General features: G+C 67.5%; 21 protein-coding genes. 6 read left to right on the forward strand and 15 right to left on the reverse strand.

What is annotated here, in order from left to right:
* Positions 1 to 28: 28 nt before the first annotated feature.
* The 6 genes from ACYZGB_RS00870 (at position 29) to ACYZGB_RS00895 (ending at position 5,841) form a co-directional block, all read left to right on the forward strand.
* A complete protein-coding gene (locus ACYZGB_RS00870) occupies positions 29 to 616 on the forward strand; it encodes a TRAP transporter small permease (RefSeq protein ID WP_462386265.1) in 588 nt (195 codons plus the stop codon).
* Positions 617 to 641: 25 nt separating this feature from the next.
* Entirely contained in the window at positions 642 to 1,922 is a 1,281-nt protein-coding gene (locus ACYZGB_RS00875) for a TRAP transporter large permease (RefSeq protein WP_462386266.1), read from the forward strand.
* A gap of 62 nt (positions 1,923 to 1,984) precedes the next feature.
* A complete protein-coding gene (locus ACYZGB_RS00880) occupies positions 1,985 to 2,989 on the forward strand; it encodes a TRAP transporter substrate-binding protein (RefSeq protein ID WP_462386268.1) in 1,005 nt (334 codons plus the stop codon).
* Positions 2,990 to 3,072: 83 nt separating this feature from the next.
* Positions 3,073 to 3,984 (forward strand): shikimate dehydrogenase, encoded by a 912-nt coding sequence (locus ACYZGB_RS00885; RefSeq protein ID WP_462386270.1) that lies wholly within the window; start codon positions 3,073 to 3,075, stop codon positions 3,982 to 3,984.
* A 36-nt stretch (positions 3,985 to 4,020) separates the two neighbouring features.
* Complete coding sequence (locus ACYZGB_RS00890; protein ID WP_462386272.1) at positions 4,021 to 4,920, forward strand: VOC family protein; 900 nt, start codon at positions 4,021 to 4,023, stop codon at positions 4,918 to 4,920.
* 15 nt (positions 4,921 to 4,935) lie between these two features.
* Complete coding sequence (locus ACYZGB_RS00895) at positions 4,936 to 5,841, forward strand: sugar phosphate isomerase/epimerase family protein (RefSeq protein WP_462386274.1); 906 nt, start codon at positions 4,936 to 4,938, stop codon at positions 5,839 to 5,841.
* Positions 5,842 to 5,871: 30 nt separating this feature from the next.
* Here ACYZGB_RS00895 and ACYZGB_RS00900 read toward each other — a convergent pair whose 3' ends face one another.
* From ACYZGB_RS00900 to glnE, 15 genes are all read right to left on the reverse strand, one after another.
* Positions 5,872 to 6,327, reverse strand: a complete 456-nt coding sequence (locus ACYZGB_RS00900; RefSeq protein ID WP_462386276.1) for a nuclear transport factor 2 family protein — start codon at positions 6,325 to 6,327, stop codon at positions 5,872 to 5,874.
* A 5-nt stretch (positions 6,328 to 6,332) separates the two neighbouring features.
* Complete coding sequence (locus tag ACYZGB_RS00905) at positions 6,333 to 7,115, reverse strand: SDR family NAD(P)-dependent oxidoreductase (RefSeq protein ID WP_462386278.1); 783 nt, start codon at positions 7,113 to 7,115, stop codon at positions 6,333 to 6,335.
* A complete protein-coding gene (locus ACYZGB_RS00910) occupies positions 7,112 to 7,651 on the reverse strand; it encodes a DUF3833 domain-containing protein (RefSeq protein WP_462386279.1) in 540 nt (179 codons plus the stop codon). Before ACYZGB_RS00910 ends, ACYZGB_RS00905 begins: the two co-directional genes overlap by 4 nt.
* 20 nt (positions 7,652 to 7,671) lie before the next feature.
* Entirely contained in the window at positions 7,672 to 8,955 is a 1,284-nt protein-coding gene (locus ACYZGB_RS00915) for an MFS transporter (protein ID WP_462386281.1), read from the reverse strand.
* Positions 8,952 to 9,473: a chalcone isomerase family protein gene (locus tag ACYZGB_RS00920; protein ID WP_462386283.1), complete on the reverse strand. Its 522-nt coding sequence runs from the start codon at positions 9,471 to 9,473 to the stop codon at positions 8,952 to 8,954. Before ACYZGB_RS00920 ends, ACYZGB_RS00915 begins: the two co-directional genes overlap by 4 nt.
* 71 nt (positions 9,474 to 9,544) lie before the next feature.
* The gene (locus ACYZGB_RS00925; RefSeq protein WP_462386610.1) at positions 9,545 to 10,768 is read right to left on the reverse strand and encodes a class I SAM-dependent methyltransferase; all 1,224 of its coding nucleotides are present in this window, start codon (positions 10,766 to 10,768) and stop codon (positions 9,545 to 9,547) included.
* A 26-nt stretch (positions 10,769 to 10,794) separates the two neighbouring features.
* On the reverse strand, positions 10,795 to 11,586 hold the full coding sequence (locus ACYZGB_RS00930) for a DUF1365 domain-containing protein (protein ID WP_462386285.1): 792 nt from the start codon (positions 11,584 to 11,586) through the stop codon (positions 10,795 to 10,797).
* Positions 11,583 to 12,893: an NAD(P)/FAD-dependent oxidoreductase gene (locus ACYZGB_RS00935; protein WP_462386287.1), complete on the reverse strand. Its 1,311-nt coding sequence runs from the start codon at positions 12,891 to 12,893 to the stop codon at positions 11,583 to 11,585. The genes ACYZGB_RS00930 and ACYZGB_RS00935 overlap by 4 nt, the downstream gene beginning before the upstream one ends.
* Positions 12,894 to 13,137: 244 nt before the next feature.
* The gene (locus tag ACYZGB_RS00940) at positions 13,138 to 13,722 is read right to left on the reverse strand and encodes a glutathione peroxidase (RefSeq protein WP_462386288.1); all 585 of its coding nucleotides are present in this window, start codon (positions 13,720 to 13,722) and stop codon (positions 13,138 to 13,140) included.
* 283 nt (positions 13,723 to 14,005) lie between these two features.
* Positions 14,006 to 15,217, reverse strand: a complete 1,212-nt coding sequence (locus ACYZGB_RS00945) for an HD-GYP domain-containing protein (protein ID WP_462386290.1) — start codon at positions 15,215 to 15,217, stop codon at positions 14,006 to 14,008.
* Between the two features lie 110 nt (positions 15,218 to 15,327).
* The gene (locus tag ACYZGB_RS00950) at positions 15,328 to 18,447 is read right to left on the reverse strand and encodes an efflux RND transporter permease subunit (RefSeq protein WP_462386291.1); all 3,120 of its coding nucleotides are present in this window, start codon (positions 18,445 to 18,447) and stop codon (positions 15,328 to 15,330) included.
* 11 nt (positions 18,448 to 18,458) lie between these two features.
* On the reverse strand, positions 18,459 to 19,670 hold the full coding sequence (locus ACYZGB_RS00955; RefSeq protein ID WP_462386292.1) for an efflux RND transporter periplasmic adaptor subunit: 1,212 nt from the start codon (positions 19,668 to 19,670) through the stop codon (positions 18,459 to 18,461).
* Positions 19,671 to 19,742: 72 nt separating this feature from the next.
* Positions 19,743 to 21,200: an efflux transporter outer membrane subunit gene (locus tag ACYZGB_RS00960; protein ID WP_462386293.1), complete on the reverse strand. Its 1,458-nt coding sequence runs from the start codon at positions 21,198 to 21,200 to the stop codon at positions 19,743 to 19,745.
* Positions 21,197 to 21,928: a TetR/AcrR family transcriptional regulator gene (locus tag ACYZGB_RS00965; RefSeq protein WP_462386295.1), complete on the reverse strand. Its 732-nt coding sequence runs from the start codon at positions 21,926 to 21,928 to the stop codon at positions 21,197 to 21,199. The genes ACYZGB_RS00960 and ACYZGB_RS00965 overlap by 4 nt, the downstream gene beginning before the upstream one ends.
* Before the next feature lie 107 nt (positions 21,929 to 22,035).
* On the reverse strand, positions 22,036 to 24,792 hold the full coding sequence (gene glnE / locus ACYZGB_RS00970) for a bifunctional [glutamate--ammonia ligase]-adenylyl-L-tyrosine phosphorylase/[glutamate--ammonia-ligase] adenylyltransferase (RefSeq protein ID WP_462386296.1): 2,757 nt from the start codon (positions 24,790 to 24,792) through the stop codon (positions 22,036 to 22,038).
* Positions 24,793 to 24,839 lie beyond the last annotated feature (47 nt).

Here is a 24,839-nt window from a genome sequence, read left to right on the forward strand (position 1 = left end):
GCGTTTCAATACAACGACTGGAGACACCATGTTCGCACTGGCCGACCGCGTGCTGCGGGGATACACCCGCCTGCTGGATGCACTGGCAGGCCTGTGCCTTGCCGTCATGGTGGTGCTGGTGTTTGGCAACGTGGTGCTGCGCTACACCATGAACTCCGGCATCACGGTGTCGGAAGAACTCTCGCGCTGGCTGTTCGTGTGGCTGACCTTCATGGGCGCTGTGGTGGCGCTGCGCGAACACAGCCACCTGGGCGTGGACGCCCTGGTTCTGCGCCTGCCCACATGGGGCAAAAAAATCTGCCTTGTGCTGGCGCAGGCAGCCATGCTCTACGTGTCCTGGCTGCTGCTCACGGGCAGCTGGTCGCAAACGGTCATCAACTGGGAGACCGAAGCCCCCGTCACCGGGGCCTCCGTGGGCATCTTTTACGCCAGCGGCGTGCTCATGGGTGCCTCGGCCATCGCCATCCTGTTGCGCGATCTGCTGCGCACGCTGTTCGTTCCCCTGGCCGACCATGAACTGATCATGGTGCAGGAGAGCGAGGAAGCCGCCGCGCTGGAGCAGATCCAGCGCGATGCAAAAGCGGCCACCGACACCCCAGGCGCGAACAAGCCCTGACGACCACCTGCCTGGAACCACTCCCATGACCGTTGCGATCTTCCTCGGCTCCCTGCTGCTGGCCATGGCCATCGGCATTCCCATCGCCTACGCACTGCTGCTCAGCGGCGTGGCGCTGATGTGGCACCTGGACCTGTTCGATGCCCAGATCCTGGCGCAGAACGTCATCAATGGGGCCGACAGCTTTCCGCTGCTGGCCGTGCCCTTCTTCATGCTGGCCGGCGAGATCATGAACGTGGACGGCCTGTCCAAACGCATCGTCAAGCTCGCGCTGGCACTCGTGGGCCACATCCCCGGAGGTCTGGGCTACGTGGTGATCATGGCGGCGGTGATCCTGTCAGCCGTCTCGGGCTCGGCGGTGGCAGATGCCGCCGCGCTGACCTCGCTGCTGCTGCCCATGATGGTGGTCGCAGGCCACAACAAGGAGCGCTCGGCGGGCCTGATCGCATCGGCAGGCGTCATCGGCCCCATCATTCCTCCCTCCATTGGCTTTGTGATTTTTGGTGTCGCTGCCAACGTGTCCATCAGCAAGCTGTTCCTCGCGGGCATCTTCCCGGGGCTGCTGCTGGCTGTGTCGCTGGCTCTCACCTGGTGGTGGCTGGGCCGCCGCGAAAACGTCACCCCCCCACCGCGTGCCACGCGTGCCGAGCTGAAACTGGCCCTGCGCGAAGCCGCCTGGGCGCTGGGCCTGCCCATCATCATCCTGGTCGGGCTGCGCATGGGCGTCTTCACGCCCACCGAGGCCGCCGTGGTGGCCGCGATGTATGCACTGATCGTCTCCATGGTGGTCTACCGCGAACTCTCGTGGCGCCAGCTCGCCGGCATCTTCCAGGCAGCCGCACGCACCAGCGCCGTGATCATGTTCCTGGTGGCTGCCGCCATGGTGTCGGCCTGGCTCATCACCGTGGCCGACCTGCCATCCAAGGTCATCGGCATGCTGCAGCCGTTCATGGACAACCCGACATTGCTGCTGGTGGCCATCATGCTGCTGGTCATGGTGGTCGGCACCGCCATGGACATGACACCCACCATCCTCATCATGACGCCCGCGCTGATGCCCGTCGTCAAGGCCGCTGGCATCGACCCCGTCTATTTCGGCGTGCTGTTCATCATCAACAACTCCATCGGCCTCATCACCCCGCCCGTCGGCACCGTGCTGAATGTGGTTGCCGGTGTGGGGCGCATTTCGATGGGGCAGGTCACACGCGGCGTGATGCCTTTCATGCTGGCGCAATTCGTTGTGATGTTCCTGCTGGTGATGTTCCCCTCACTCGTCACCGTGCCGATGCGCTGGCTGGGGGGCTGAGCCCACAGCCTGATCTGATTTCCGCGTTTTTCTGCCCGCCAAAACCCCAAGGAGACATTCTCATGAAGCTGCTCAAAACCCTGCTCGCCACGGCCCTGGTTGCCGCGTCGCTGCTGCCCGCCGCGCACGCCCAGGAGCGCACCATCAAGTTCGCTTTCCAGAACCAGAAGGACCACCCACAGGCCCAGGGTGCGCAAAAATTCGCCGACCTGGTGGCCGCCAAGACCGGCGGCCGCATCGCCGTCAAGCTCTTCCCCGGCGGCACACTGGGGGGTGACCTGCAGACCGTGTCGGCGCTGCAAGGCGGCACGGTGGAAATGACCGTGCTCAACGCCGGCATCCTGGCCGCGCAGTCCAAAGAATTCGGCATCTACGACTTCCCGTTCCTGTTCGCCACGCCCCAGGAGGCGGATGCTGTGACCGACGGGCCCTTCGGCAAGAAGCTGCTCGACAAGCTGCAGGCCAAGAACCTCGTGGGCCTGGGCTACTGGGAGCTGGGTTTCCGCAACCTCACCAACAGCAAGCGCCCGATCACCAAAGCCGAAGACATCGCAGGGCTCAAGATCCGCGTGATCCAGTCGCCGATCTACATTGACTTGTTCAACGCGCTGGGTGCCAACGCGGTGCCCATGCCTTTCCCCGAGCTGTACACCGCCATGGAACAGAAGGCCGTGGACGGCCAGGAGAACCCGTTCTCCACCATCCTGTCGTCCAGGTTTGCCGAGGTGCAGAAGTACCTCACCGTCACGCGCCACATGTACAACCCCCAGGCCGTGCTCGTGAGCAAAAAGTTCTGGGACAGCCTGAACCCCGCCGACCAGAAGGCGCTGAATGACGCCATGGCCGAAGCCACCACCTTCCAGCGCGGCGTGTCGCGCGTGCAGGCCAACGTGGCGCTCGACGACCTCAAGAAGGCGGGCATGCAGGTGTCCGAGTTCTCGCCTGCCGAGCTGGACAAGCTGCGCGCCAAGGTGAAACCCGTCGTTGAAAAACACAGCGAGAAGGTGGGCGCCGAGACCGTGCAGGAGGTCTATTCCACGCTGGCCAAACTGCGCGGCGGCAAGTAAGCAACCGCTGCAACCCCTGCGCTGCCGTGCGGTGAACACACCACCAACCCGGCAGCGCGCCCACCCCGCATTCCGCCCGCCCCATGAGCCCCCAGCTCCTCGATCCCCCGGTCATCCCCACCACGTCCACCATGTCTTCCACTAGCCCCCGCAAGGTGCTGATCGGGCTGATCGGTGCCGGCATCCAGAAGTCGCTGTCGCCTGCCCTGCACGAAGAAGAAGCACGCCACCACGGCATGCGCCTGCATTACCAGCTCATCGACCTGGACCGCTCTGCTTCGTCGGCAGAGCATCTGCCCACGCTGCTGTCTGCGGCGCGCATCATGGGCTATGCGGGCTGCAACGTGACCTACCCCTGCAAGCAGGCGGTGATCCCGCACCTCGACAGCCTGTCCGAAGAAGCGCGCGCCATGGGCGCCGTGAACACCGTGGTCATCCAGGGCGGAAAACTCGTGGGACACAACACCGACGGATCGGGCTGGGCCTGGGGCTTTACCCGCGCGTTGCCCGGCGCTGACCTGCGCCGCGTGGTGCTGCTGGGCGCGGGTGGCGCAGGCGCCGCCATTGCGCACGCCGTGCTGCGGCTGGGCACCGAGCACTTGAGCATCGTCGATGCGCAACCCGAGCGTGCGGCGCAGTTGGCAGCCGACGTGAATGCGCTCTACGGAGCCCGTGCCGAAGCCTCCGACATCCAATCGGCCATGGCGCAGGCCACCGGCCTGATCCACGCCACGCCCACGGGCATGGACAAGCTGCCGGGCCTGCCGCTGGATGTGGGTCTGCTGCGCCCCGCCATGTGGGTGTCCGAAGTCGTGTATTTCCCGCTCGATACCGCCCTGGTGCAGGCCGCACGCGCGCTGGGCTGCCGGGTATCGGACGGCGGCGGCATGGCCGTGGGCCAGGCCGTGGGAGCGTTTGAGCTGTTCACCGGCGAGGCCCCTGACGCCGCCCGCATGGACGCGCATTTCCGCCGCCTGGTCAGCAGCGCCAGCTGACCCCTTCCGCGCACGACAACACAAGGAGCTGAACCCATGAGCACCCCGATGGTGGCCACCAGCGAAGCGCTGGGCGACATGCCCAACCCCCTGGGCCTGCAGGGCATCGAGTTCATCGAATACGCCACCAGCCGCCCGCAGACGCTGGGCCAGGCGCTGGAGCGCATGGGTTTTCAGCCCGTGGCGCGCCACCGCTCGCGCGAGGTGCTGCTGTACCGCCAGGGTGACATGAACATCATCGTCAACGCGCACCAGGACACCGAACGCACCGGCGTGCATGCGCCACCCGCACTCACGGAAACACCGGTGCTGGCCGCCATCGCCTTCCGCGTGGGCAACGCAGCCGCAGCATTTCGCCGCGTGCTTGAGTTGGGCGCCTGGGCGGTGCACACCGAGGTCGAGGTGATGGAGCTGAACATCCCCGCCATCCACGGCGTGGGCGCGAGCCGAATCTACTTTGTGGACCGCTGGAAAGAGTTCTCGATCTACGACGTGGACTTTGTGCCCATCCCCACTGTCAACCCGCGCCCGCCCGCGCTGCAGGGCCTGCACCTGTTTGGCGTGGTGCAGTACATCGGCCTGGGCCGCGCAGCAGACTGGATTCACTTCTACGCGGAGTTGTTCGGCTTTGCCGAGCTGGCACCCGACCAGTCGTTTGGCGTGCTCACCCATGGCCGCATCCTGGCCAGCCCCTGCGGCACGCTGCACTGGCAGCTGATTGAACCGCTGGTCGATGCGCTGGATGCCGACCCCGAGGAGCTGCTGCAGCGCGTGGCCTTTGGCACACCCGACGTGCTGGCCACGGTGCAAGCGCTGCGTGCGCGCGGCGTGGAGTTTGTCGAGTCGCCCACGGGCGTGCACACCGGCACGCGCGGTGCCCTCACGCGCGCCGACACCGCATCGCCCAGCTTCGAGCTGGTGCTCGACGCCCGCTGAGCCTGGAGACCGCCCATGCGCCAATCCACCATGCAACGCAACGTCGCCGATTTCGGAATGGACACCATCAGCCTGGCGGGCCCACTGGAGGCCAAGCTGGCCGCCGTGAAAGCCGCCGGCTTCGGCCAGATCATGCTGGCCGCGCGCGACATCGTGGGCCACCCTGAGGGCATCGAAGCCGCTGTGGACGCGGTGCGCAACAGTGGCCTGCGCGTGACGGGCTTTCAGGTGCTGCGCGACTTCGAGGGCCTGTCGGGCCACCTGCACAGCTACAAGGTGGACATTGCCAAGCAGATGATCTTGATGGCACGCGACCTGGGTGCGCCCGTGCTGCTGGCCTGCAGCTCCACCTCATCGCACGCCACGGCCGATGCCGAGGCGATTGCGCGCGACCTGCGCAAGCTCGCCCTGCTGGCGCTGCCACACGGCATCCGCGTGGCGTTTGAAGGACTCTCGTGGGGCCGCCACATCAACGAAGTGCACCAGGCCTGGGCCGCAGTGGAGCAGGCCGATTGCCCCAACCTCGGTCTGGCCATCGACTCGTACCACCAGTTCGCCACCAGCACGCCGCTCTCGGCATTGGAAGATGTGGACCCCGAGAAGATCTATCTGGTGCAGCTGTCAGACTTCATGTGGCAGGAGACGCGCACGGTGCAGGAGCGCATCGACACGGCCCGGCACTTTCGCGTGTTTCCTGGCGAAGGCGTGCACAGCCAGGCGCTGGCCGAGCTGGTGCGCACGCTCGATGGCATGGGCTACCAGTGCGACTACAGCTTTGAGGTCTTCAACGACGACTACCAGCAGCTACCGCTGCCTTATGTGGCGCAACGCGCGTGGAACAGTGCGCTGTGGCTGGCTGAGGGGGTGCTGCAGCGCGCCGTACCGCTGCCCGGACACCCGCGCATCAAGACCCTGGCGTGACCAACGCGTCAAAGCGTCAACGGCCAACGATCAGCTGTTGGCGCGTTTCTTGAGCCAGCGCATCAGCGCGCCCACCACGGGCAGCTTTTCGTACAGTTCTTCGGCGGCGTCCCAGTAGTCGCGGTGCAAGCTCACCAGGCCTTGTTCGTCCAGCACCAGGTGCGAGGCGCCGCGCACCGTCTGCGTCACGCCCTTGTGGAAGTCCTTGAAGGCGAACAGGAAGTCCCAGGTCAAAAAGCACTGCTGCCCCTGCACCACGCGGCCCGTGACCACAAAACGCGGCTGCTCCAGTGCCTCGAACATGTGGGCAAAGATGCCCTGGATGGCGTGCACGCCCTGCACCTCGTTGAACGGGTCCTTGAAGCGTGCCTGGGGTGCGTAGAACTGGCCGATAGTCGCCACGTCGGCGGGTGACAGGTTCTCAAAGAACGCCACAACGCGGGCGACTGCCTTTTCGGTGGACGCCGTAGTTTCTGTTGGATGCATGAAGCTCAAAGACCGGTGAATTTGCGAACCGCTGGAAAGTACCACCGATACGGCAGCAGCCGCAGCAGCTTCATCACGCGCGTGAAGCGCTTGGGAAAGTGGATGTCGAACTGCCCGCGTGCCCAGCCTTGCAGAATCTCGCAGGCCGCTGCCTCGGGCGAGATGAGGGCGGGCATCGTGAAGTCGTTGCCCGCCGTGAGCGGCGTGGCCACAAAGCCCGGGTTGATCACGCTCACGCCCAGCCCCAGGTCGTGCAGGTCCAGGTACAGCGCCTCGGCCAGGTTGATGAGCGCGGCCTTGGTGGGCCCGTAGGCCAGGCTCTTGGGCAGGCCCCGGAACCCCGCCACGCTGCTGATGAGGCTCACATGCCCCGGGCGCCCCGCCTGTGCGGCGGCCAGCATGGCGGGCAGCACGGCGGCCAGCACATGCAGTGCGCCGTTGTAGTTGATCTGCTCGTGGCGCAGCATCACGGCCAGGTCGAAGTCGGTGGCGCGCATGTCGCGGTAGTAGCCGGCGCAGTAGCACACCAGGTCGGGTGCGCCACCTGCCAGCACCTGCGCGGCGGCGGCCTGCACCTGCTCGGGTTCGCCCGTGTCGAAAGCCAGCGCCGTGCTACCGGGATGCTGCCGGGCAAAGGCGTTCAGCGCATCGCCGCTGCGGGCCGACACGATGACCTGCGCGCCGCGCGCATGCAACGCCGCCGCCGTGGCCCGGCCGATACCGCTGCTGGCACCGATGAGCCAGGCCCGGTGGCCCTGCCAGTCGCGCAAGGGTGGGTTGAGTTTCATGGTGCGCGACTGGTGAAGGACAGGGTGATCTCGCCCAGGCGCACGCCGAACTTGCTCATGGTGGCGCGGTTGAGCATCACGCGGTCGTCGATGAGGTACATCCAGTCGTCCAGGTCCACGTTGTAGACCTTGCCGTCCACGGGCAGGGCCAGCGTGTAGTTCCAGCGGAAAGCGTTGCCGCGTGTCTGGCCGTTGGCCGTGCCCACCACATCGTCGGCGGTGCCGGTGTAGCGGCCGTCGGCATGCTTCGTCAGACGCCAGATGCGGCGCTGCGTGGTGCCGTCGGAGTAGGTGAAGGCTTCGTCGAGCACGCCCTCGTTGCCTTTCCAGCTGCAGTCCATGACCACGGTGAAGCGCTTGACGATCTGGCCGCTGCGGTCCTGGAAGATGCCGTAGGCGTCGATCTTGCCGTTGAAATACTGGGCCAGGTCCAGCACCGGCTTTTCGCTGGCGTAGCCATCAAGGCTCTGGCTGGCGCAGCCAGCCAGGACCACAGGGGCAGCCACGGCGGCGGAGAGAAGAAGGCGTCTTTGCATGTCGGGCATCCCTAAAAAAATCAGGCACTGGCTGCACCGCGCGCAGGCCGAAGCACCAACCAATACAGCGCCCCCGCTGCCAGCAGCTTGAGCAGACAGGGCAACACGGCATAGGCCCAGCCCAGGGTCTGCAGTCCTTCTTCGCTGCGTGTGCCGGGGGTGTAGCCCCACCAGCCCAGCAGGGGCAACGCGAGGCCTGCGGCCAAAGCCAGGTTGAGCTTGGTGGCAAAGTTCCACCAGCCGAAGTAAGCGCCTTCGTGCTGGCCACTGTCGCCCTCGGCCGCGATCACGCCCGCCAGCAGTGCGCTGGGCAGGGCCAGGTCGGTGCCCAGCGCCACGCCCGACAGCGCGCAGACGACGAGGAACGGCACCACATCACCCGCGCCCAGAAACGCAGTCCACACAAACACGGCAATCGCCAGCAGCATGCCCGCGAGCCAGGTGCGCGCCAGGCCCCAGCGCGCCACGGCGCGCAACCACAGCGGGATGGACAGCGCCGCGCAGACGAAATAGGCAGCGAGGAACATCGGCTCCTGCGCGGGCGGGGCCTGCAGGCGGTCCTGGATGAAGAACAGCACCAGCGTGGCCGGGATGGCGCTGGCAATCCCGTTGAGCATGAACACGGCCAAAAGGCGGCGAAAGGCCGGGCGCCCCCAGGGCCGCCACAGGCTGGTGCGTTGCGGCGGCCGGTACACACCGGCTTCCTGCAGCACCGGGCGTGGGGCCAACGCCCAGCACCACCAGCCCAGCAGCAGGGCGACAGCAAACACACTGAGCATCACCGGCAGGCCCAGCAGCGCAGGCAGCACCGAGGCCAGCACCACGCCCACCAGTGCGGCACCTTCGCGCCAGGCCACGATGCGGCCGCGCTGCAATTCATCGCCACCCAGGCGCGCACCCCAGGACTGGTGCGCAATGCTGAGCTGGCTGTAGGCTACGTAGGTGATGAGCAGCGCCGCCAGCGCCCAGGCCACGAGCGCATCGGCACCGCGCACCAGCGGAAAGAACAGGCTGGTCAGCCCCAGTGCCAGCACCGCCGCCGACACCGCGCCCACCGCCAGCACGGCGCGCACCGAGCGGCCAAACAGGTGGTCGGCCAGGCGGCCCAGCAGCGGGTCGGTGAACGCATCGAACAGCCGCGCGGCCAGCAGCACAGCGCCCAGCGTGGCCAGCGGCATGCCAAATTCGCGCGCGTAGTGGTTAGGCAGCAGCACATACAGCGGCAGCGCCACAAACGCCAGGGGCAGGCCCAACAGCCCATAGGCCAGGCCGTGGCCGGCGCGCATGGGCATGGTGGTGGTCATGGCTGCCCTTGGCCTGCGGTGCGGGTGGCCGCAATCAACTCTTGCCGCAGCCCGGGCTCGGAGGTCTGGGGCGACAGCCAGATGCCAAAGAACAGGCGCGAGAACTCGGCGTCGGGCACCTCGCCCACCACGCGGCCGCCCATCTTGAAGACGGCGCCGGCGCCGGGCTGGTACAGGCCCAGCAGGCGGTCGCCGGGTTTCACATCCGGCAAGGCCGCCTGCAGCGCCTGCTGCCAGCGGGTGGCCTGCTGCGGCGTGAATCGGCCCACACGGCGCATCTCTTCGATGGAGCGTTTGGCAATCGCCTCGGCCGTGAAGTTGCGCTGGTAGGTCAGCTCCAGCGCCAGCGGGTGGGCGGTGTACTGGTCGGCATCAAAACCGGGCTGGGCCCACAGGCGCGCGCGGTACACCTCAAACCCCAGGAAACGCATGGTGCCTTGCCCCACCAGGCGCGCGCCTTCCAGCGGTGTGCTGGCGGCTAGCGACACGCTCGCCACCCCTTCGGCCCCCTGTGCCATTGCAAAATTTGAGAAAAAAACGGCTCCTGCGCCCGCTAGTAAAGCGCTGATAGCTATGTTTTTTATAGCACTCATGCTTTCACCAGCGTGTACTGCACCAGGTCGATGTTCCGCATCGCAAACGCGGCCTCGCAGTAGGCGAGGTAGAACTCCCAGATGTGCATGAAACGCTCGTCAAACCCCAGCTGCAGGATCTGCGCGCGCTGCGCCAGGAAACGCTCGCGCCAGCGTTTGAGGGTTTCGGCGTAGTCCTGGCCAAATGCAAATTCGTCCACCACACGCAGGCCTGCCGCCTCGGCCTCGCGGCGGAATTCGCGCGGACACGGCAGGCAGCCACCCGGGAAGATGTACTGCTGGATGAAGTCCGTGGAGCTGATGTAGCGCTCGAACAGGCTGTCGTCGATCACGATGCTCTGGATGCAGGCCTTGCCACCGGGCTTGAGCAGCCGGTGCACCGACTGGAAGTAGGTGGGCCAGTACTCGCGGCCCACGGCCTCGACCATCTCGATGGAGCAGATCGCGTCGTACGGGCCGTCCTGGATGTCGCGGTAGTCCTGCAGGCGCAGGTCGGCGTATGGCGCCACGCCCTGCTGCACCATGCGCTGTTGTGCAAACGCGAGCTGCTCGGTGGAGAGCGTCACACCCGTCAGATTCGCACCAAATTCGACCGTCGCCATCTCGGCCAACGCGCCCCAGCCGCAGCCGATCTCCAGCACCCGGGAACCCGGCTCAACCCCCGCCATGCGCAGCGCGCGGCGCACCTTGGCGTGCTGGGCCTTGCGCATGTCGCCGCCCGCATCGCCCTCGAACCAGGCGGACGAATAGTTCATCGTGTCGTCCAGCCAGAGTTCGTAGAACGCGTTGCCCAGGTCGTAGTGGGCATGGATGTTCTTCTGGCTGTTGGCTCGGGTGTTGCGGTTGAGCAGGTGGTTGATGCGGTACAGCAGGCGGCCCGCCCAGGTGCCGTAGATCACGCCTTCCACCTGCTGGCGGTTGGCGATGAAGAGCTTGAGCAGGTCGGTGAGGTGCGGCGTGGTCCAGTCGCCTGCGATGTAGCTCTCGGCAAAGCCGATGTCGCCGGACTTGAGCGCGGCGCTGCACACGTTCCAGTTCTTGAGCGTGATCGCGGCCGAGGGGCCGTTGCCATGCCCGAAATGCTGCAAGGTGCCGTCGGGCAGCTGCACCGTGAGGTGGCCATGCTGCAGGCGCTGCAGCAGCTTGAGCGCCGTGCGGGCGGCAGCCGGGGTGCCTGCGGGCAGGGCCAGGGCGGTGCGGGGGGCGGTGGTGGAGTTCATGGCGGCGTTCTCGTTCGTCATGGAATTCAGCGGGTCACGATGGATGCAGGCGCCTCGGGCTTGCGGTGAAAACGCACGCGCTTGAGCCACAGCTGCAGCGCGTGCCAGTGGATGCGGGCAATGATGGCCAGCGTCATGGCGGGGTAGCCCCACAGCGCCTGGCGCAGGGTCTGGGGCGTGATGGCCTGCAGGGTGCCGCTCACGCTGGTCTGGATGAGCGGGCCGGTGTCGTCGTCGTGGTCGATGCGCACCACGGTGCGGCCCGCGTCCTGTGCCCCCGCCTCGGTGCGCATGAAGCGGAACCGGTAGCCCCCGTTCACCGCACAGAACGGCGAGACATGGAACACCTTGCGCGCCTGCTGTTCCACGCCGTACTGCGGGGCATCGAGCAGGTAGCAGTGGCGCTCGCCGAAGGTGTTGTTCACCTCCACCACGATGGCGCGCAGGTGGCCGTCGGCACGGTGGCAGTACCAGAAGCTCACGGGCTTGAAGGTGTAGCCCAGCACGCGCGGATAGCAGTGCAACCAGACCTCGCCCGTGGCGTCGGTGACGCCTTCGGTGCGCAGCAGCTCATCGAGCCAGGCCAGCGCACCACCCTGCGCGGCACTGCGGCCGTCGCCGTGGTCCACGTCATGGAAGCTGATGGCGCCACGCCGGTTCACGGCCAGCGCGCTGCCCAGGCCGGGCAGGTTGCGCATGGGCAGCATCAGGAAGAACGTGGGGTAGGCAAACGCATGCCGCCGGGGCCGCAGCCGCGTGTGGCGCACCTGGCCGAAGCCGATGAGGGGCGCTGCGGGGGGGGCCGGGGCGTGGCTCACGCAGCCTCCGCCAAAGGCGCTGGCAGAGCGGCCAGCAGTTGCTCGGCCACGGCCAGACCGGATTTGAGGCCGTCTTCGTGGAAGCCATAGCCCGTCCAGGCGCCGCAGAACCAGGTGTGCTGCTGCCCCTGCAGCTTGCCCACCTGCTGCTGCGCGCGGATGGCGGCCATGTCGAACACTGGGTGTGCGTATTCGTAGCTGCCGATCACTTGTTCGGGTGCAATGTCGCGCACCGGGTTGAGCGACACCACCACAGGCTGGGCAAACGGCACGGGCTGCAGCTGGTTGATGAGGTAGTGCAGGCACACGCGGGCCGACTCGCGGCTGCGCTGCGGGGCACGTTCGTAGTTCCACGCGGCCCAGGCGGCGCGGCGCTCTGGCAGCACGGACGTATCGGTGTGCAGCACAGCGCGGTTGGCCTGGTAGCGGACGGCGCCGAGCACGGCGCGCTCCTGGGTGGTGGGCTGGACCAGCAGGGCGAGCGACTGGTCGGAATGTGTGGCCAGCACCACCTTGTCAAAGTGTTCGGTGTGGTCAGCAGTCATCACGCGCACCCCGGCAGCATCGCGCTCGATGCGGCGCACGGGGGTGTTCAGGCGCTTGTCGGCAATGCCCGCCGCGATCTTGTCCACGTAGTGGCGCGCACCACCGGACACCGTCCACCACTGTGGGCGGTTGCTCACCTGGATGAGGCCATGGTTGTGGCAGAACCGGATCATGGTGGCCACGGGGAACTTCAGCATCTGGTCGGTGGGGCAGCTCCAGATGCAGCCCAGCATGGGCAAGAAATACCAGTCACGGAAGGCGTCGCCAAAGCGGTGCTCGCGCAAGAAGTCTCCCAGGGGCTGCATCAGCGCGGCCTCGGCCTGCTTTTCGGCAATGCGCGTGCAGAGCTTGTTGAAGCGCAGCAGGTCGCGCAGCATGCCCAGAAAGCGCGGGTTGACCAGGTTGGAGCGCTGGGCAAACACGGTGCTGAGGTTGGTGCCGCTCCACTCCAGCGCGCGGCCACCGCCCAAGGCTGCGGGCACCTGCACCGAGAACGACATGTCCGACTTGGCGGTCTCCACGCCCAGCTCGGCCAGCAGGCGGATCAGGTGGGGATAGGTGCGCTCGTTGAACACCAGAAAGCCGGTGTCCACGCCGTGTGTGACCGGGGTGCCTGACGCATCGGGCAGGGTGACATCGACGGTGTGGGTGTGGCCGCCGAAGTAGTCGCCCGCCTCAAACAGCGTGATGTCCGCCTGGCCGCGCAGCTGGTGCGCGACGGAAAGCCCGGAGATGCCGGAGCCAATGATGGCGATTTTCATGGCCGGCCCCCTCTGGCCGGCGCCTGGAATAAAAAGGTTGCGAAGCGTCCCGAAACGAATAAGAGAGGGAGGGAGGAGAAGCGCTCCAGGAGGTCAGTCGGAACCCAGGGGCCCGAAAGGCTTCGCAACGTTAAAACTGTACGCCGCGCAATCGTCTTGCGCAATGGATAGAGTGGTGCCATTTCCGCGAAGTTCCAGAACCCGCCCGGATTTTTTTTAAAGAAACGTAAAGAAGCCATGGCGCTCACCGGGGGACGGGCCGAGCCAGTTGCTGCTCGATGGCACGCACCAGGCCCTTGTTGTCGGGGCCGGTCAGGCTGGAATAGTTGTCCACCATCTGGCCGTCGCGACCCAGCAGGTACTTGTGGAAGTTCCAGCGCGGAGCCGTGCCCGACAGCTGCGCCAGCTGCTGGAACAGCGGCGAGGCCTCGGGGCCTTTCACACTGCTCTTGGCGAACATCGGGAACTTCACCCCGAAGGTGTTTTCGCAGAAGTCCGCGATTTCCTTGTTGCTGCCTTTTTCCTGGGCAAAGTCGTTGGACGGGAAGCCCAGCACCACCAGGCCCTTGTCCTTGTAGCGCGCATACAGCTCTTCCAGCCCCTTGTACTGGCCGGTAAAGCCACAGAAGCTGGCCGTGTTGACCACCAGCACCACTTTTCCGCTGTACTGGCACAGCGACTGGGGCTTTTCGTCCTGCAGACGCGGAAAGCTGTGCTGCAACGTGGCCGGGCAATTGGCGGGCGCATCGGCCGACTGGGCGGCGGGCGATAGCAACAGCCCCGCCGCCAGCAGGGCGGCCAGAGAGAAGCAGCGAGACGGTGTGTTCATGGTGTGGTGTGCAGCAGGCGGGCGATGGAGGCAATTTAACCGCTTCATTATTTTTTGTCCACATGAGTTTTTATTTGTACTGAGCGGTATACGCAGTATCCCCGCGTTTGGATTCAGATTTCCGACATGGCGGCATGGGCGGACCTGTCCGCCGTGCGTCCAGGGGCCAGACAGGCAGGCGCACGCAGGCCATGCCCGCAAGGCGCAGGGCCGGCGGGCAGAGCAGGGGAAAAAGGGAAGGAGGGGAAGAAACGGATGGCCACACCCAGGGTGCAGCCAGCGGTCAGACCATCTGCAGCAAGCGGTCCAGCGATAGCTTGACCCGCACATCCTTGAAAGCCACCACGCCGGTGATCTTCCAGGGCGGCATGCCCGTGTCGCGCGGGATGGGCTCGCCGGTGGGCATGCCGTCGCGGTTGGTCACCACGGCCACCTTGGGCGTGGTGGCCGTGGTGCCCCGGCGGACGACCACGCCCACCTCGCGGCTGGCCAGCCGCACAAAGGCGCCCGGCGGGTACACACCCAGGGTCTTGACCAGTGCCGCACCGGCTTCGTCGGCCTGCTGCTCTTCGTCGTAGTAACTGGCCTGCATGGCCGCCGTGACCGGCATGGGCCAGCGGGCGGCGCGGGGCGCGAGCCGGGCGCCGAAGATGTCAGCGCGCTGCACCAGGCGCGCCATTTGCTGGGCTTCGGTCTTTTTATCGAGCGGCCCGGGCGTACGGTGGTGGTGGCAACGCACGGCCTCCAGCCACACGGGGTCGGCCACGCCCAGGTGGCGCAGCAGTGCCTCGGAGCGCGCGGCGTGGTTTTCCACGGCGGCGATCTGGGCAGCGGTCAGCGGGTGGGTCTGCTGGGCCAGCTGGTCCTGCAGCTCGGTCATGGCGATGTTCATGCTGAGGGCGGCATGCCCCACCTGCTGCACCCGGCCTGCGGGCCAGCGCAGCATCTCACGCGCCACCACCATGCACACGCAGCTCACCAGCATCGAATGCGTGGCGCTGTACATGCGGGTTTCCTGGGCCGACAGGTAGATCAGCGCCAGCAGGGTGGCGTCGGGCGTCTGTTCGCAGTGGCGTACCAGCTCGTCGTGCAGCGCCTGGAAGCGCCCGCTGAAATCACTGGGCGAAGGGGAACGCAGCAGCTGGGTGGCGCGCAGTTGCAGCTCGGGCCAGTCCGCCTGCGCCCGGGCCGCAGCGGCGCGGTCCCGGCTCGCGGACTCCTCGGCGGCCTTCATCTTCATCGAGGCGATCTCGCCCAGGTTGGTGTCGGCCATCAGCATGCGCTGCAGCTGGGCCAGGTAGGCGCGGTGGCTCTCGCCCGACTCGTCGGTGTCCACACACAGCTGCCGCCCCCGGGCCACCATCTTGGCCAGTTCCTCGCGGGTGCGGATCACATAGCCTTTCTGGGCCAGCAGGACGCCATCGGAGCCCCGCAGCACAAAAGGCAGCGGGTGGCCGAGCTGGATGGATTCGATGTTGAGGCTGACGAGGTTCATGGTGCTCGTTACATTATCTAACGCTTCCCCACCCGCCAAAGCCATGGCCTACCGGGTGATTTCCCGGCTTTTCTGCCAAAGGAAATCCCCAAAAATGTAAGCACCCGCTCTCATTGAGTGGCAGGGGGCGTCTCCGGGGTGGGCGACACCGCCTGCGCACGCACCGGTTGCAGCCCCCGCAACCGGCGCAGCATGCGCCCGAACCACTGGCCCAGGTCGTCCACGCTGGTGAACACCGGCGGAATCACCAGCAGGCTCAGCAGCGTGGAGGTGATGAGCCCCCCGATCACCGCCACCGCCATGGGCGAGCGGAAGCTGGCGTCTGCCGCGCCAAAACCGATGGCGATGGGCAACATGCCCGCGCCCATGGCCAGCGTGGTCATGATGATGGGCCGCGCACGCTTGTGGCAGGCGTCGATGAGCGCCTCAAAGCGCGTCATGCCATGCTCGCGCCGCGCCAGGATGGCGTATTCCACCAGCAGGATGGAGTTCTTGGTGGCAATGCCCATGAGCATGATGAGCCCGATGAGCGAGGGCATCGAAAAGCTCTTTTGCGCCACCAGCAGGCCCACAAACGCGCCCCCCAGCGACAGCGGCAGCGCCGCCAGGATGGTGACCGGGTGCAGGAAGTCCTTGAACAGCAGCACCAGCACGATGTAGATGCACAGCACGCCGGTGAGCATGGCCAGGCCAAAGCTCGCAAACAGCTCGCCCATCATCTCCGCATCGCCAATGGTGATCTGGCGCACGCCCGGCGGCAGGTTCTGGATGGAGGGCAGGGCCGCGACGGCCTTGGTCACATCACCCAGGGGCTGGCCCGAGAGTTCGATCTCGAAGTTCACGTTGCGCGCGCGGTCATAGCGGTCCACCACGGCCGGGCCGCCGCTGAACTCCAGCGTGGCCACCTGGCCCAGCATGACCGGGCCCTTGCTGCCCTGCACCGGCAGGCGCTCCAGCAGCGCAAGGTCCTTGCGCGCATCGTCCTGCAGCTTGACCACGATGGGCACCTGGCGCGAGGCCAGGTTGAGCTTGGGCAGCGACACGTCGTAGTCGCCGACGGTGGCGATGCGCAGCGTCTCGGCAATGGCGCTGCTGGTCACACCCAGGTCGGCGGCGCGTGCGAAGTCGGGGCGCACGGCGATCTCGGAGCGCACCAGGCTGGCGGTGGACGACACACTGCCCAGGCCGGGAATGGTGCGCAGATCCTTCTCGACCGCCAGCGCGGCCGTGGTCAGCGCCTGCGGGTCATCGCCGGTGAGCACCAGCACATACTTCTCGCCCGAGCCGCCCAGGCCCACCTTGCTGCGCACGCCCGGCAGGGTCTCCAGCGCGGCACGGATCTGGTTCTCAATGCCCTGCTTGCGCGGGCGGTCGCCCCGCTCGGCCAGCAGGATGGTGAGCGTGGCCTTGCGCGTCTCGGCATTGGAACTGCCCATGAACGGGTCGCCCCCTGCCGTGCCGCCGCCAATGGTGGTGTAGACACTCTTCACATGGTCCACCCGGGCGATGCGCTCGCGCGCATCCTCGGCCGCTGCGCGGGTCTGTGACAGCGTGGCGCCGGGGGGCAGCTCCAGATAGACCTGGGTCTGCGAGTTGTCGTCGGGCGGGATGAAGCCCGTGGGCAGGAGCGGGATCAGCGCCAGCGAGCCGATGAAAAACGCCGCCGTGCCAATGAAGGTGATCCAGCGGTGTTTGATGCACCAGGCCGCCCAGCGCAGGTACACCGTCATCCAGCGCGGGTCCTTGTGCTCGTCCACGATGGGCTTGAGGATGTAGGCCGCCATCATGGGCGTGAGCACGCGCGCCACCACCAGGCTGGCAAACACCGCCAGCGACGCCGTCCAGCCAAACTGCTTGAAGAACTTGCCCGCGATGCCGCTCATGAAGGCGGTGGGCAAAAACACCGCGATCAGCGTGAAGGTGGTGGCCACCACGGCCAGGCCAATTTCATCGGCGGCTTCCATGGCCGCCTGGTAGGGCGTCTTGCCCATGCGCAGGTGGCGCACGATGTTCTCGACCTCCACGATCGCATCGTCCACCAGGATGCCCACCACCAGCGACATGGCCAGCAGCGTGATCACGTTGATGGAAAAGCCCAGCCAGTACATGCCGATGAACGCCGGGATCACCGACAGCGGCAGCGCCACGGCCGAGACAAAGGTCGCGCGCCAGTCGCGCAGAAACAGCCACACCACCAGCACAGCCAGCAGCGCGCCCTCGTACAGCAGGTGCATGGAGCCGTCGTATTCCTCCTGCACCGGCAGCACAAAGTTGAAGGCCTCGGTGATCTCCAGGTCGGGGTGCTGGGCGCGCATCTCCTGCAGGGCCACCTGCACGGCGGCACCCACCTCGACCTCGCTCGCGCCCTTGCTGCGCGCCACCTCGAAGCCCACCACCGGCTTGCCGTTCAGCAGGGCCATGGCACGGGGCTCGGCAATGGTGTCGGACACCGTGGCCACCTGGTCCAGGCGGACATGCCGCCCGTCGGACAGCGCGAGCGTGAGGCCCGCCAGCTCCTGCGCCGACTGCACGGTGGCCAGCGTGCGCACGGGCTGCTCGCTGCCGCCCAGGTCGGTGCGCCCCCCAGCGCTTTCGGTCTGCACCTGGCGCAGCTGTCGCGACACATCGGCCGCCGTGGCGCCCAGGGCCTGCAGCTTGACCGGGTCCAGCGCCACATGCACCTCGCGCTGCACGCCGCCCACGCGGGTGACCGCGCCCACGCCGCGCACGGTGAGCAGCTTCTTGGCCACGGCATCGTCCACAAACCACGACAGCGCCTCGTCGTCCATGCGGGTCGAAGCAATGGTGAACGCCAGCACGGGCTGGGCGGCCAGATCCATCTTGGTCACGATGGGGTCGCGCACATCACCGGGCAGCTCGCCGCGCACGCGGGCCACGGCCGAGCGCACATCGTCCAGCGCCTCCTGCGTGGGTTTTTCCAGGCGGAACTCGGCGGTGATGGTGGCCCCGCCATCCTGCACCTTGGTGTAAATGTGCTTGAGGCCCTGCAGCGTGGCGATGCTGTTCTCGATCTTGCGCGCCACATCGTTTTCGAGCTGCGCGGGTGAGGCACCCGGCAGCGCCACGGTCACCGAGATCGTGGGCAGGTCGATGTCCGGGAAGTTCTGCACCTTCATGGCGTTGAAGGACAGCAGGCCGCCGAAGGTCAGCAGCACAAACAGCATCAGCGCCGGTATCGGGTTCTTGATGGACCAGGTGGATACATTCATCCGATTGCTCCTCAATTGATAGCATTCAGCGCTTTACCGTCGCGCGGTGAAGGCTGTTTTTGCTTTGAATCTCCAACCGCTGAGGTCTGCACGGCCGCGGCTGGGACTGCGGGGGCTGCGGCCACACGCACCAGGTCGCCGTCGTTGAGGAACCCGGCGCCCCGCACAGCCACCGAGGCATTGGCGTCCAGGCCCGTGAGCACCTCCACGCGGTCGGCCACGCGGCGGCCTGCCTGCACCTTGCGCTGCTGCACGCGCTGGTCGGCCCCCACCACAAACACGTACGAGAAGCCATCGCGCACGACCAGCGCCTCCTGCGGCACGGTGAGCGCATCGCTGTTGCCCAGCGCAAATTCGCCACGCGCAAACATGCCCGCCCGGAAGTCGGCGTTGGCGGGCAGGTCCACATACACCAGCGCGTTGCGCGTCTGCGGGTCCACCGTGGGCGCGACCATGCGCACCGTGCCTTCGGCCGTGGTGCCGCTGGCCGCCGTCACGCTGACCTTGGCGCCGGGCGCAATGCGGCGCAGCTCGGTGGAGGTGACTTCTGCGCGCCATTCGAGGCGGCCCTTGCGCACCATGCGGAACAGCTCGGTGCCCGCACCCACCACCGCGCCCACGGTGGCCGTGCGGGCCGAGATCACGCCGCTGTCGGGCGCCACCACCTGGGTGTATTTCAGCCGCAGCTGCTGCGCGTTGAGCGTGGCCTGGGCCGCCTCCACCCGCGCCTGGGCCGTCTTCTCTGCCGTGGTGAACTGCTGGATCTGCTGTTGGCTCAATGCGCCCGTGGCCTGCAGCGCGCGGGCCCGGTCGGCGTTGGCGGCAGCCTCGGCCGCATTGGCCTGGGCTTCGAGCAGGCTGGCGCGCACCTGCGCCACATCGGCCAACACCGTCTCGGCCGAGAAGGTGGCCAGCACCTGACCGGCCTTGACCACATCGCCCACGTTCACACGCACGTCGGTCAGGCGCAGGCCATTGCTCTCGGCGCCGATGCTGGCCTCCTGCCACGCGGCCACATTGCCGTTGGCGGCCAGGCGCACGGGCACGGCGGTGCGCTGCGGCTGGGCCATGCTCACCGTGAGCGCGGGGCGGGGCTGGCCCGCCTTGGGTTCGTCGGCTGCGCGCGATGCGCCGGAGTACACCAGGGCGCCCCCCGTGGCCAGCACACAGGCGGCGATCACGGCGAAGGCGGTGGCAGAAAATTGAAAGCGTTGCGTTGGCATGTTGTCTATCCGTTCATCCAGTCGGTGTCAGGAAATGGAGGTCGGCGATCGGCCTGGCCCCCGGGGTTTCGTTCAGCGTGCAGCGGTGGCTGCCGCAGAGGGGGCGGCCGTGGCGACGGCCGTCTGCCCGTCCCAGCCTCCGCCCGCAGCGCGATACAGCGCAATCCAGGCGGTCTGGCGTTCGTGCTGCAAAGCAACCAGCGCGTTCTCGGCAGCGAGCGCAGTGCGCCGCGCATCCTCCAGCTCCACCAGGCTGGCCAGCCCGCCACGCCAGCGCGCCTCGGTCGCGTCGAACGAGGCGCGGTAGCCCTCGGCCGCCGTGCGTGCGCTCGCGTTGCGCTCGGCCGTGCTTTGCAGCCGCACCAGCGCCTGCTCCACCTCGCTCACGGCCTGGCGCACCTTGGCGCGGTACAGCGCGGCGGCCTCGTCGTAGCGGGCCTGTGCGGCGTCGGTCGCCGCAGCGCGGCGGCCGCCGTCGAACAGGGGAACGCTCAGCGCCAGCGGGCCAATGGTCCAGGTGTTCAGGTCGGTCGTCACACCGTTGGCGCGCACCCAGGCGCTGCCCACCGAGCCGCTGAGCGACAGGCGCGGGTAGCGCTGCGCCTGTGCGCTGCCCACTTCGGCGCTGGCGGCAGCCACTTCGCGCTCGGCGTTGTAAACGTCGGGGCGCTGGGCCAGCACCTGGGCAGGCAGCGCGGCAATCGCAAACAGCGTGTCGGGCACCGCAGCCACGGGCGTGGCCAGGCGGGTGCGCAGGATGGGTTCCTCCCAGCCCGTGAGCGCCACCAGGGTCTTCACGTCCACATCACACAGCATGCGCTGCTGCGATGCCCGGGCCTGGGCTTCGGCCGCACTGGCGCGGGCCAGGGCCGCCGTGGCGGGGGCAGTAAACCCTGCGCGCTCGCTCAGGCCCGACAGCCGCGAGGTTTCGCCGCGCGACTGCGCATCGCGCTCGGCCACCTGCAGCTGCGCCAGGCAGGTGCGCAGGCTGCTGGTCTGCAGCGCCACCTCGGCCGCCACGCTCACGCGGGCCTCGTGCCACAGGGCCTGCGCGCCCGCCAGCCGCTCATCGGCGGCGGTCTTGGTAGCCCGGTTCGCGCCAAAAAGATCGATCTCCCAGCTCGCCTGCAGCCCGGCCTGCGCCGTGGTGGCTACGCGTGCCAACTGCTCGTTCAAGCCCCGGCTGGTGCTGGCCTGCGCATCGAGCGACGGCAGCAGCGCGGCGCGGCTGCTGACCTGCGTGGCGCGGGCCTGCACCAGGCGTGCCTGGGCCTGGGCGATGCCCGGGCTCACGGCCTGGGCGGCGTCGATCAGCTCGACCAGCAGCGGGTCGCCCAGCTGGGTCCACCACCGGGCCATGTCGCCCAGCGAGCCCTGGTGTGGCAAGGGGGCCTGCCAGGCCGCGGGCGGGGCCGCAGGCACCTGGGCGGGCGGCGCGGTGGTTGCGCAGGCGCCCAGCGCCAGGGGCAGCAAGGCCGCCCAGGCCGCCCACGCCCATTGGCGGGTGCGCAAGGTAGTGCTCAATCTCATGCGTTGGATTCCTTCTTGTGCGAAGTCCTGGAAGCGCGGCGCGCGGGCCCTTGTGTGGCCTGCCGCCGGATGATTTCCCCTTGCACCATGCAGAGGGCATAGCCGGTGAGCCGCTCCACCCACTGGTCCACCGCCGCCGCTGTCGCCAGCTGGGGGGCAATGGCCTGCAGGGGGTCGCGCTGCGTCCACAGCTGCATGATCAAACCCGCCAGGGAGAAGGCGAGGCGGTGCATATCGTCGTCCACCACCGAGACACCCATGTGTCGGCAAAGGACCTGGATGAGTGCCATGTGGGGGGCGCGGCACTCGCGTTCGATGAGTTCGGGCCAGACATGGGTGGGGTCGAGCAGCTCGCGCACATGCAGGCGCAGCGACTGCGTCACCAGGTCATCGTGCTTGAGTGGCTCCAGAAAACCTGCAAAGTAGTGGTGCAGCGCGCCCGCCAGGTCCAGCGCCGGATCGGCAAACACCGGGATCAGGTCGCTGCCGCTGCCAAAGGGCTCATAGAACGTGGCGGTGTAGAGCTGGGCCTTGTCGCCGAAGTGGTAGGCAATGGCCGCCACATTGGTGCCCGCCGCCTGGGCGATGGCCCGCACGGAGGTCTGGGCAAAGCCCTTTTCAGAAAAGAGCTGCAACGCGGCCTGCAGCAGGCGTGCGCGCGTGTCTTCGCCGTCGCTGCGGGCCGTGCGCTGGGAGGCGGGAATGATGGAAGGGGCACCGGAACTCATGGCCCCGGATTAAACCACCAGAATTCAAACAGTTGTTTGAATTAATGAATTTTTCATGAAGCGGCGCAGCACCAAGATGCAACCATTTGTCACCGCCCCAGAAGGCGCTATGCCTCCGCGCCAAACACCGCCCGCCACAGCGCCAGCACCGCATCGCGTTCGGCCTGCAGCGCGGGGGGGGTCACCTGGGTGGGGGCTTCGTCCAGGCGCGCCACGTGCTGCACGCGGCGCAGTTCCCGGTACGCGTCGGCGGCCGCCATGCCCACACCGGCAGGCAGCAGGCCCACCTGCTCGGCGCGCTGCAGCAGCGCAATATTGCCCACGTTGCCGCGCAGTTCGGGGTGGGCCGCCGACTGCGACAGCACCAGGTACTGCACGGCGAATTCGGCGTCCACCATGCCGCCCGTGCTGTGCTTCACATCGAAGCGCCCGGCGGGTGCGGGGTGGGCCGAGCGCACACGCTCGCGCATGGTCGCGATCTCGCCTTGCAAGGCCAGCGGGTCGCGGCTGGAGGTGATCACGGCTTCGCGTACGGCGTCAAACCGCGCCCGCAAGGCCTCGCTGCCCATCACAAAACGCGCCCGCGTCATGGCCTGATGCTCCCAGGTCCAGGCGGTGTTGCTGCCGCGCTGTTGCTGGTAGTTGGCATAGGCCTCAAAGCTGGTCACCAGCAGGCCGGAGTTGCCGTTGGGCCGCAGGGCGGTGTCGATTTCGTACAGGTCGCCTTCGCCGGTCTTCACCGTGAGCCAGTTGATGAGCTTGCGCACAAAGGCCGCATAGACCTCGGGCGCACGCTCGTCATCGTCGTCAAACACAAACACGATGTCGAGGTCGCTGCCATAGCCCAGCTCCTTGCCGCCCAGCTTGCCGTAGCCAATGATGGCGAACTGGGGTTCGTCGCGGTGGCGGTTCTTGAGGCGGCTCCAGCACCACTGGCTGGTGATGCGCAGCACGCTGTCGGCCAGCGCGCTCAGGTCGTCGGCCACCTGCTCGACCGTGATGCGGCGTTCCACATCGCGCGCCAGGGTGCGGAAGGTTTCGGCGTGCTGCGCGCGGCGCAGCAGGTTGAGCAGGGTTTCGTCGTCGTCTTCGCCGGTGGACCGCAGCGAGGCCAGGCGCATGGCCAGCTCGCGCTCGAAGTCGGCCACCACAAAACGTTCGGACAGCAGGTGGTCACCCACCAGCTCATCGATCACGCCCGGGTGTTGCAGCAAATAGCGCGCGGGCCACTTGGCGGCGCCCAGCAGGTGCAGCAGCTGTTCGTGCACCGAGGGGCGCTCCAGCAGCAGCGCCAGGTAGCTCTCTCGGCGCAGCAGGGGTTCGAGCCAGTTGGCCAGGCGCACGGCGGCCTCTTCGGTCACACGCCCTTCCTTGAGCCACTGCGCGGTACGCTGCACCAGGCGGAACAGGCGCGCGCGCGCCTCGTCGCGCAGCCCCTCCACACGCGGGTGGCTGCGCCATTCGGCCACACGCTCGCGGAAGCCACCGGGCAGTTGCTCCAGCAGGGCTTCCAGCTCGGGCGGTGGGGGCGCGGCAGCGCGGGGGCCACCACAGCCGCCGCCGTTGCATTGTTTTTTGCCCGCGCCACCCAGCAGGGTGTCGAACTCCTGCGCCACCAGCTCGCGGTGGGCGTCCAGCTCGTGCAAGAACGCGCAGCAGTCTTTGAAACCCAGAGTCTGGGCGATCCAGGCCAGGTCGTCGTCGCGCGTGGGCAGCACATGGGTCTGCTGGTCGTCCAGGTACTGGATGCGGTGCTCGACCCGGCGCAGGAAGACATAGGCCTGCGCCAGGGCGTCGGCCGTCGCCTGCGGCATGAGGCCTGCGTGGGCAAGCCGCTGCAGGGCATCGAGCGTGGGGCGGCGGCGCAGCTCGGGGAACTGCCCGCCGCGCACCACCTGCAGCAGCTGCACGGTGAACTCGATCTCGCGGATGCCCCCGCGCGAGAGCTTCACGTCATTGGCGCGCTCGGGGTGCCCGGCGCTGCGTTTGGACGCATGGTCGCGGATCTGGCTGTGCAGGGAGCGCAGCGCATCGAACACGCTGTAGTCCAGATAGCGGCGGAACACAAAAGGCAGCACCACCCCGCGCAGCGCCTGCACCTCGGGGCGGCCAATGCAGTCACGTGGCGCCACCACCCGGCTCTTGAGCCAGGCAAACCGCTCCCACTCACGGCCCTGGATCTGCAGGTATTCCTCCAGCGCCGCCAGCGACACCGAGGCCGGGCCCGAGTTGCCGTTGGGGCGCAGCGCCAGGTCCACGCGGAACACAAAACCATGCTCGGTCGTGTCGCCCACCAGGCTGTAGATGGCCTTGACGGCGCGCGCAAAGTATTCATGGTTGGAGATGCGGCCCCGGCCATCGGGCATGCCCGCCGTTTCTCCGTCGTGTTCGTACACGTAGATCAGGTCGATGTCGCTGGACACGTTCAGCTCGCGGGCGCCGAGCTTGCCCATGCCAATGATCCAGAGCTGCACGGGCTGGCCCTGCGGCCCGCAGGGTGCACCATGGCGCTCGTCAAGTTCGCGGCGCGCCTGGGCGCAGGCCCGGTCCAGGGCCAGCTCGGCCAGTTCGGTCACGGCGCGGGTGATGTCGGCCAGCGGGGCCTGGGCTTCGCAATCGAGCTGAATGAGCCGTTCCATGACCAGCTGGCGCAGCATGCGCAGGGCGGTGCCGGTGTCACAGCCCCGGGCACACAACGCATCGTAGGCCTGCTCCATGGTGGCCAGCACCGGGCAACCCGGCGGCAGCAGGGCCAGGTCATCCGCGTAGCGGCGGTGCAGGCGCTGGTAGAAGCGCGAGTGTCCGGCCAGCGGCCCCTCAAGGAAGGGCTGGTTGCAGCGGGGGTCAGAGGACGGTGCGGTCATGGAGGATAGGGCGGCCGCAGCGCTGGGCTGCATCCATAAGAACACTG

This window comes from Acidovorax sp. Q11, from assembly GCF_054950075.1.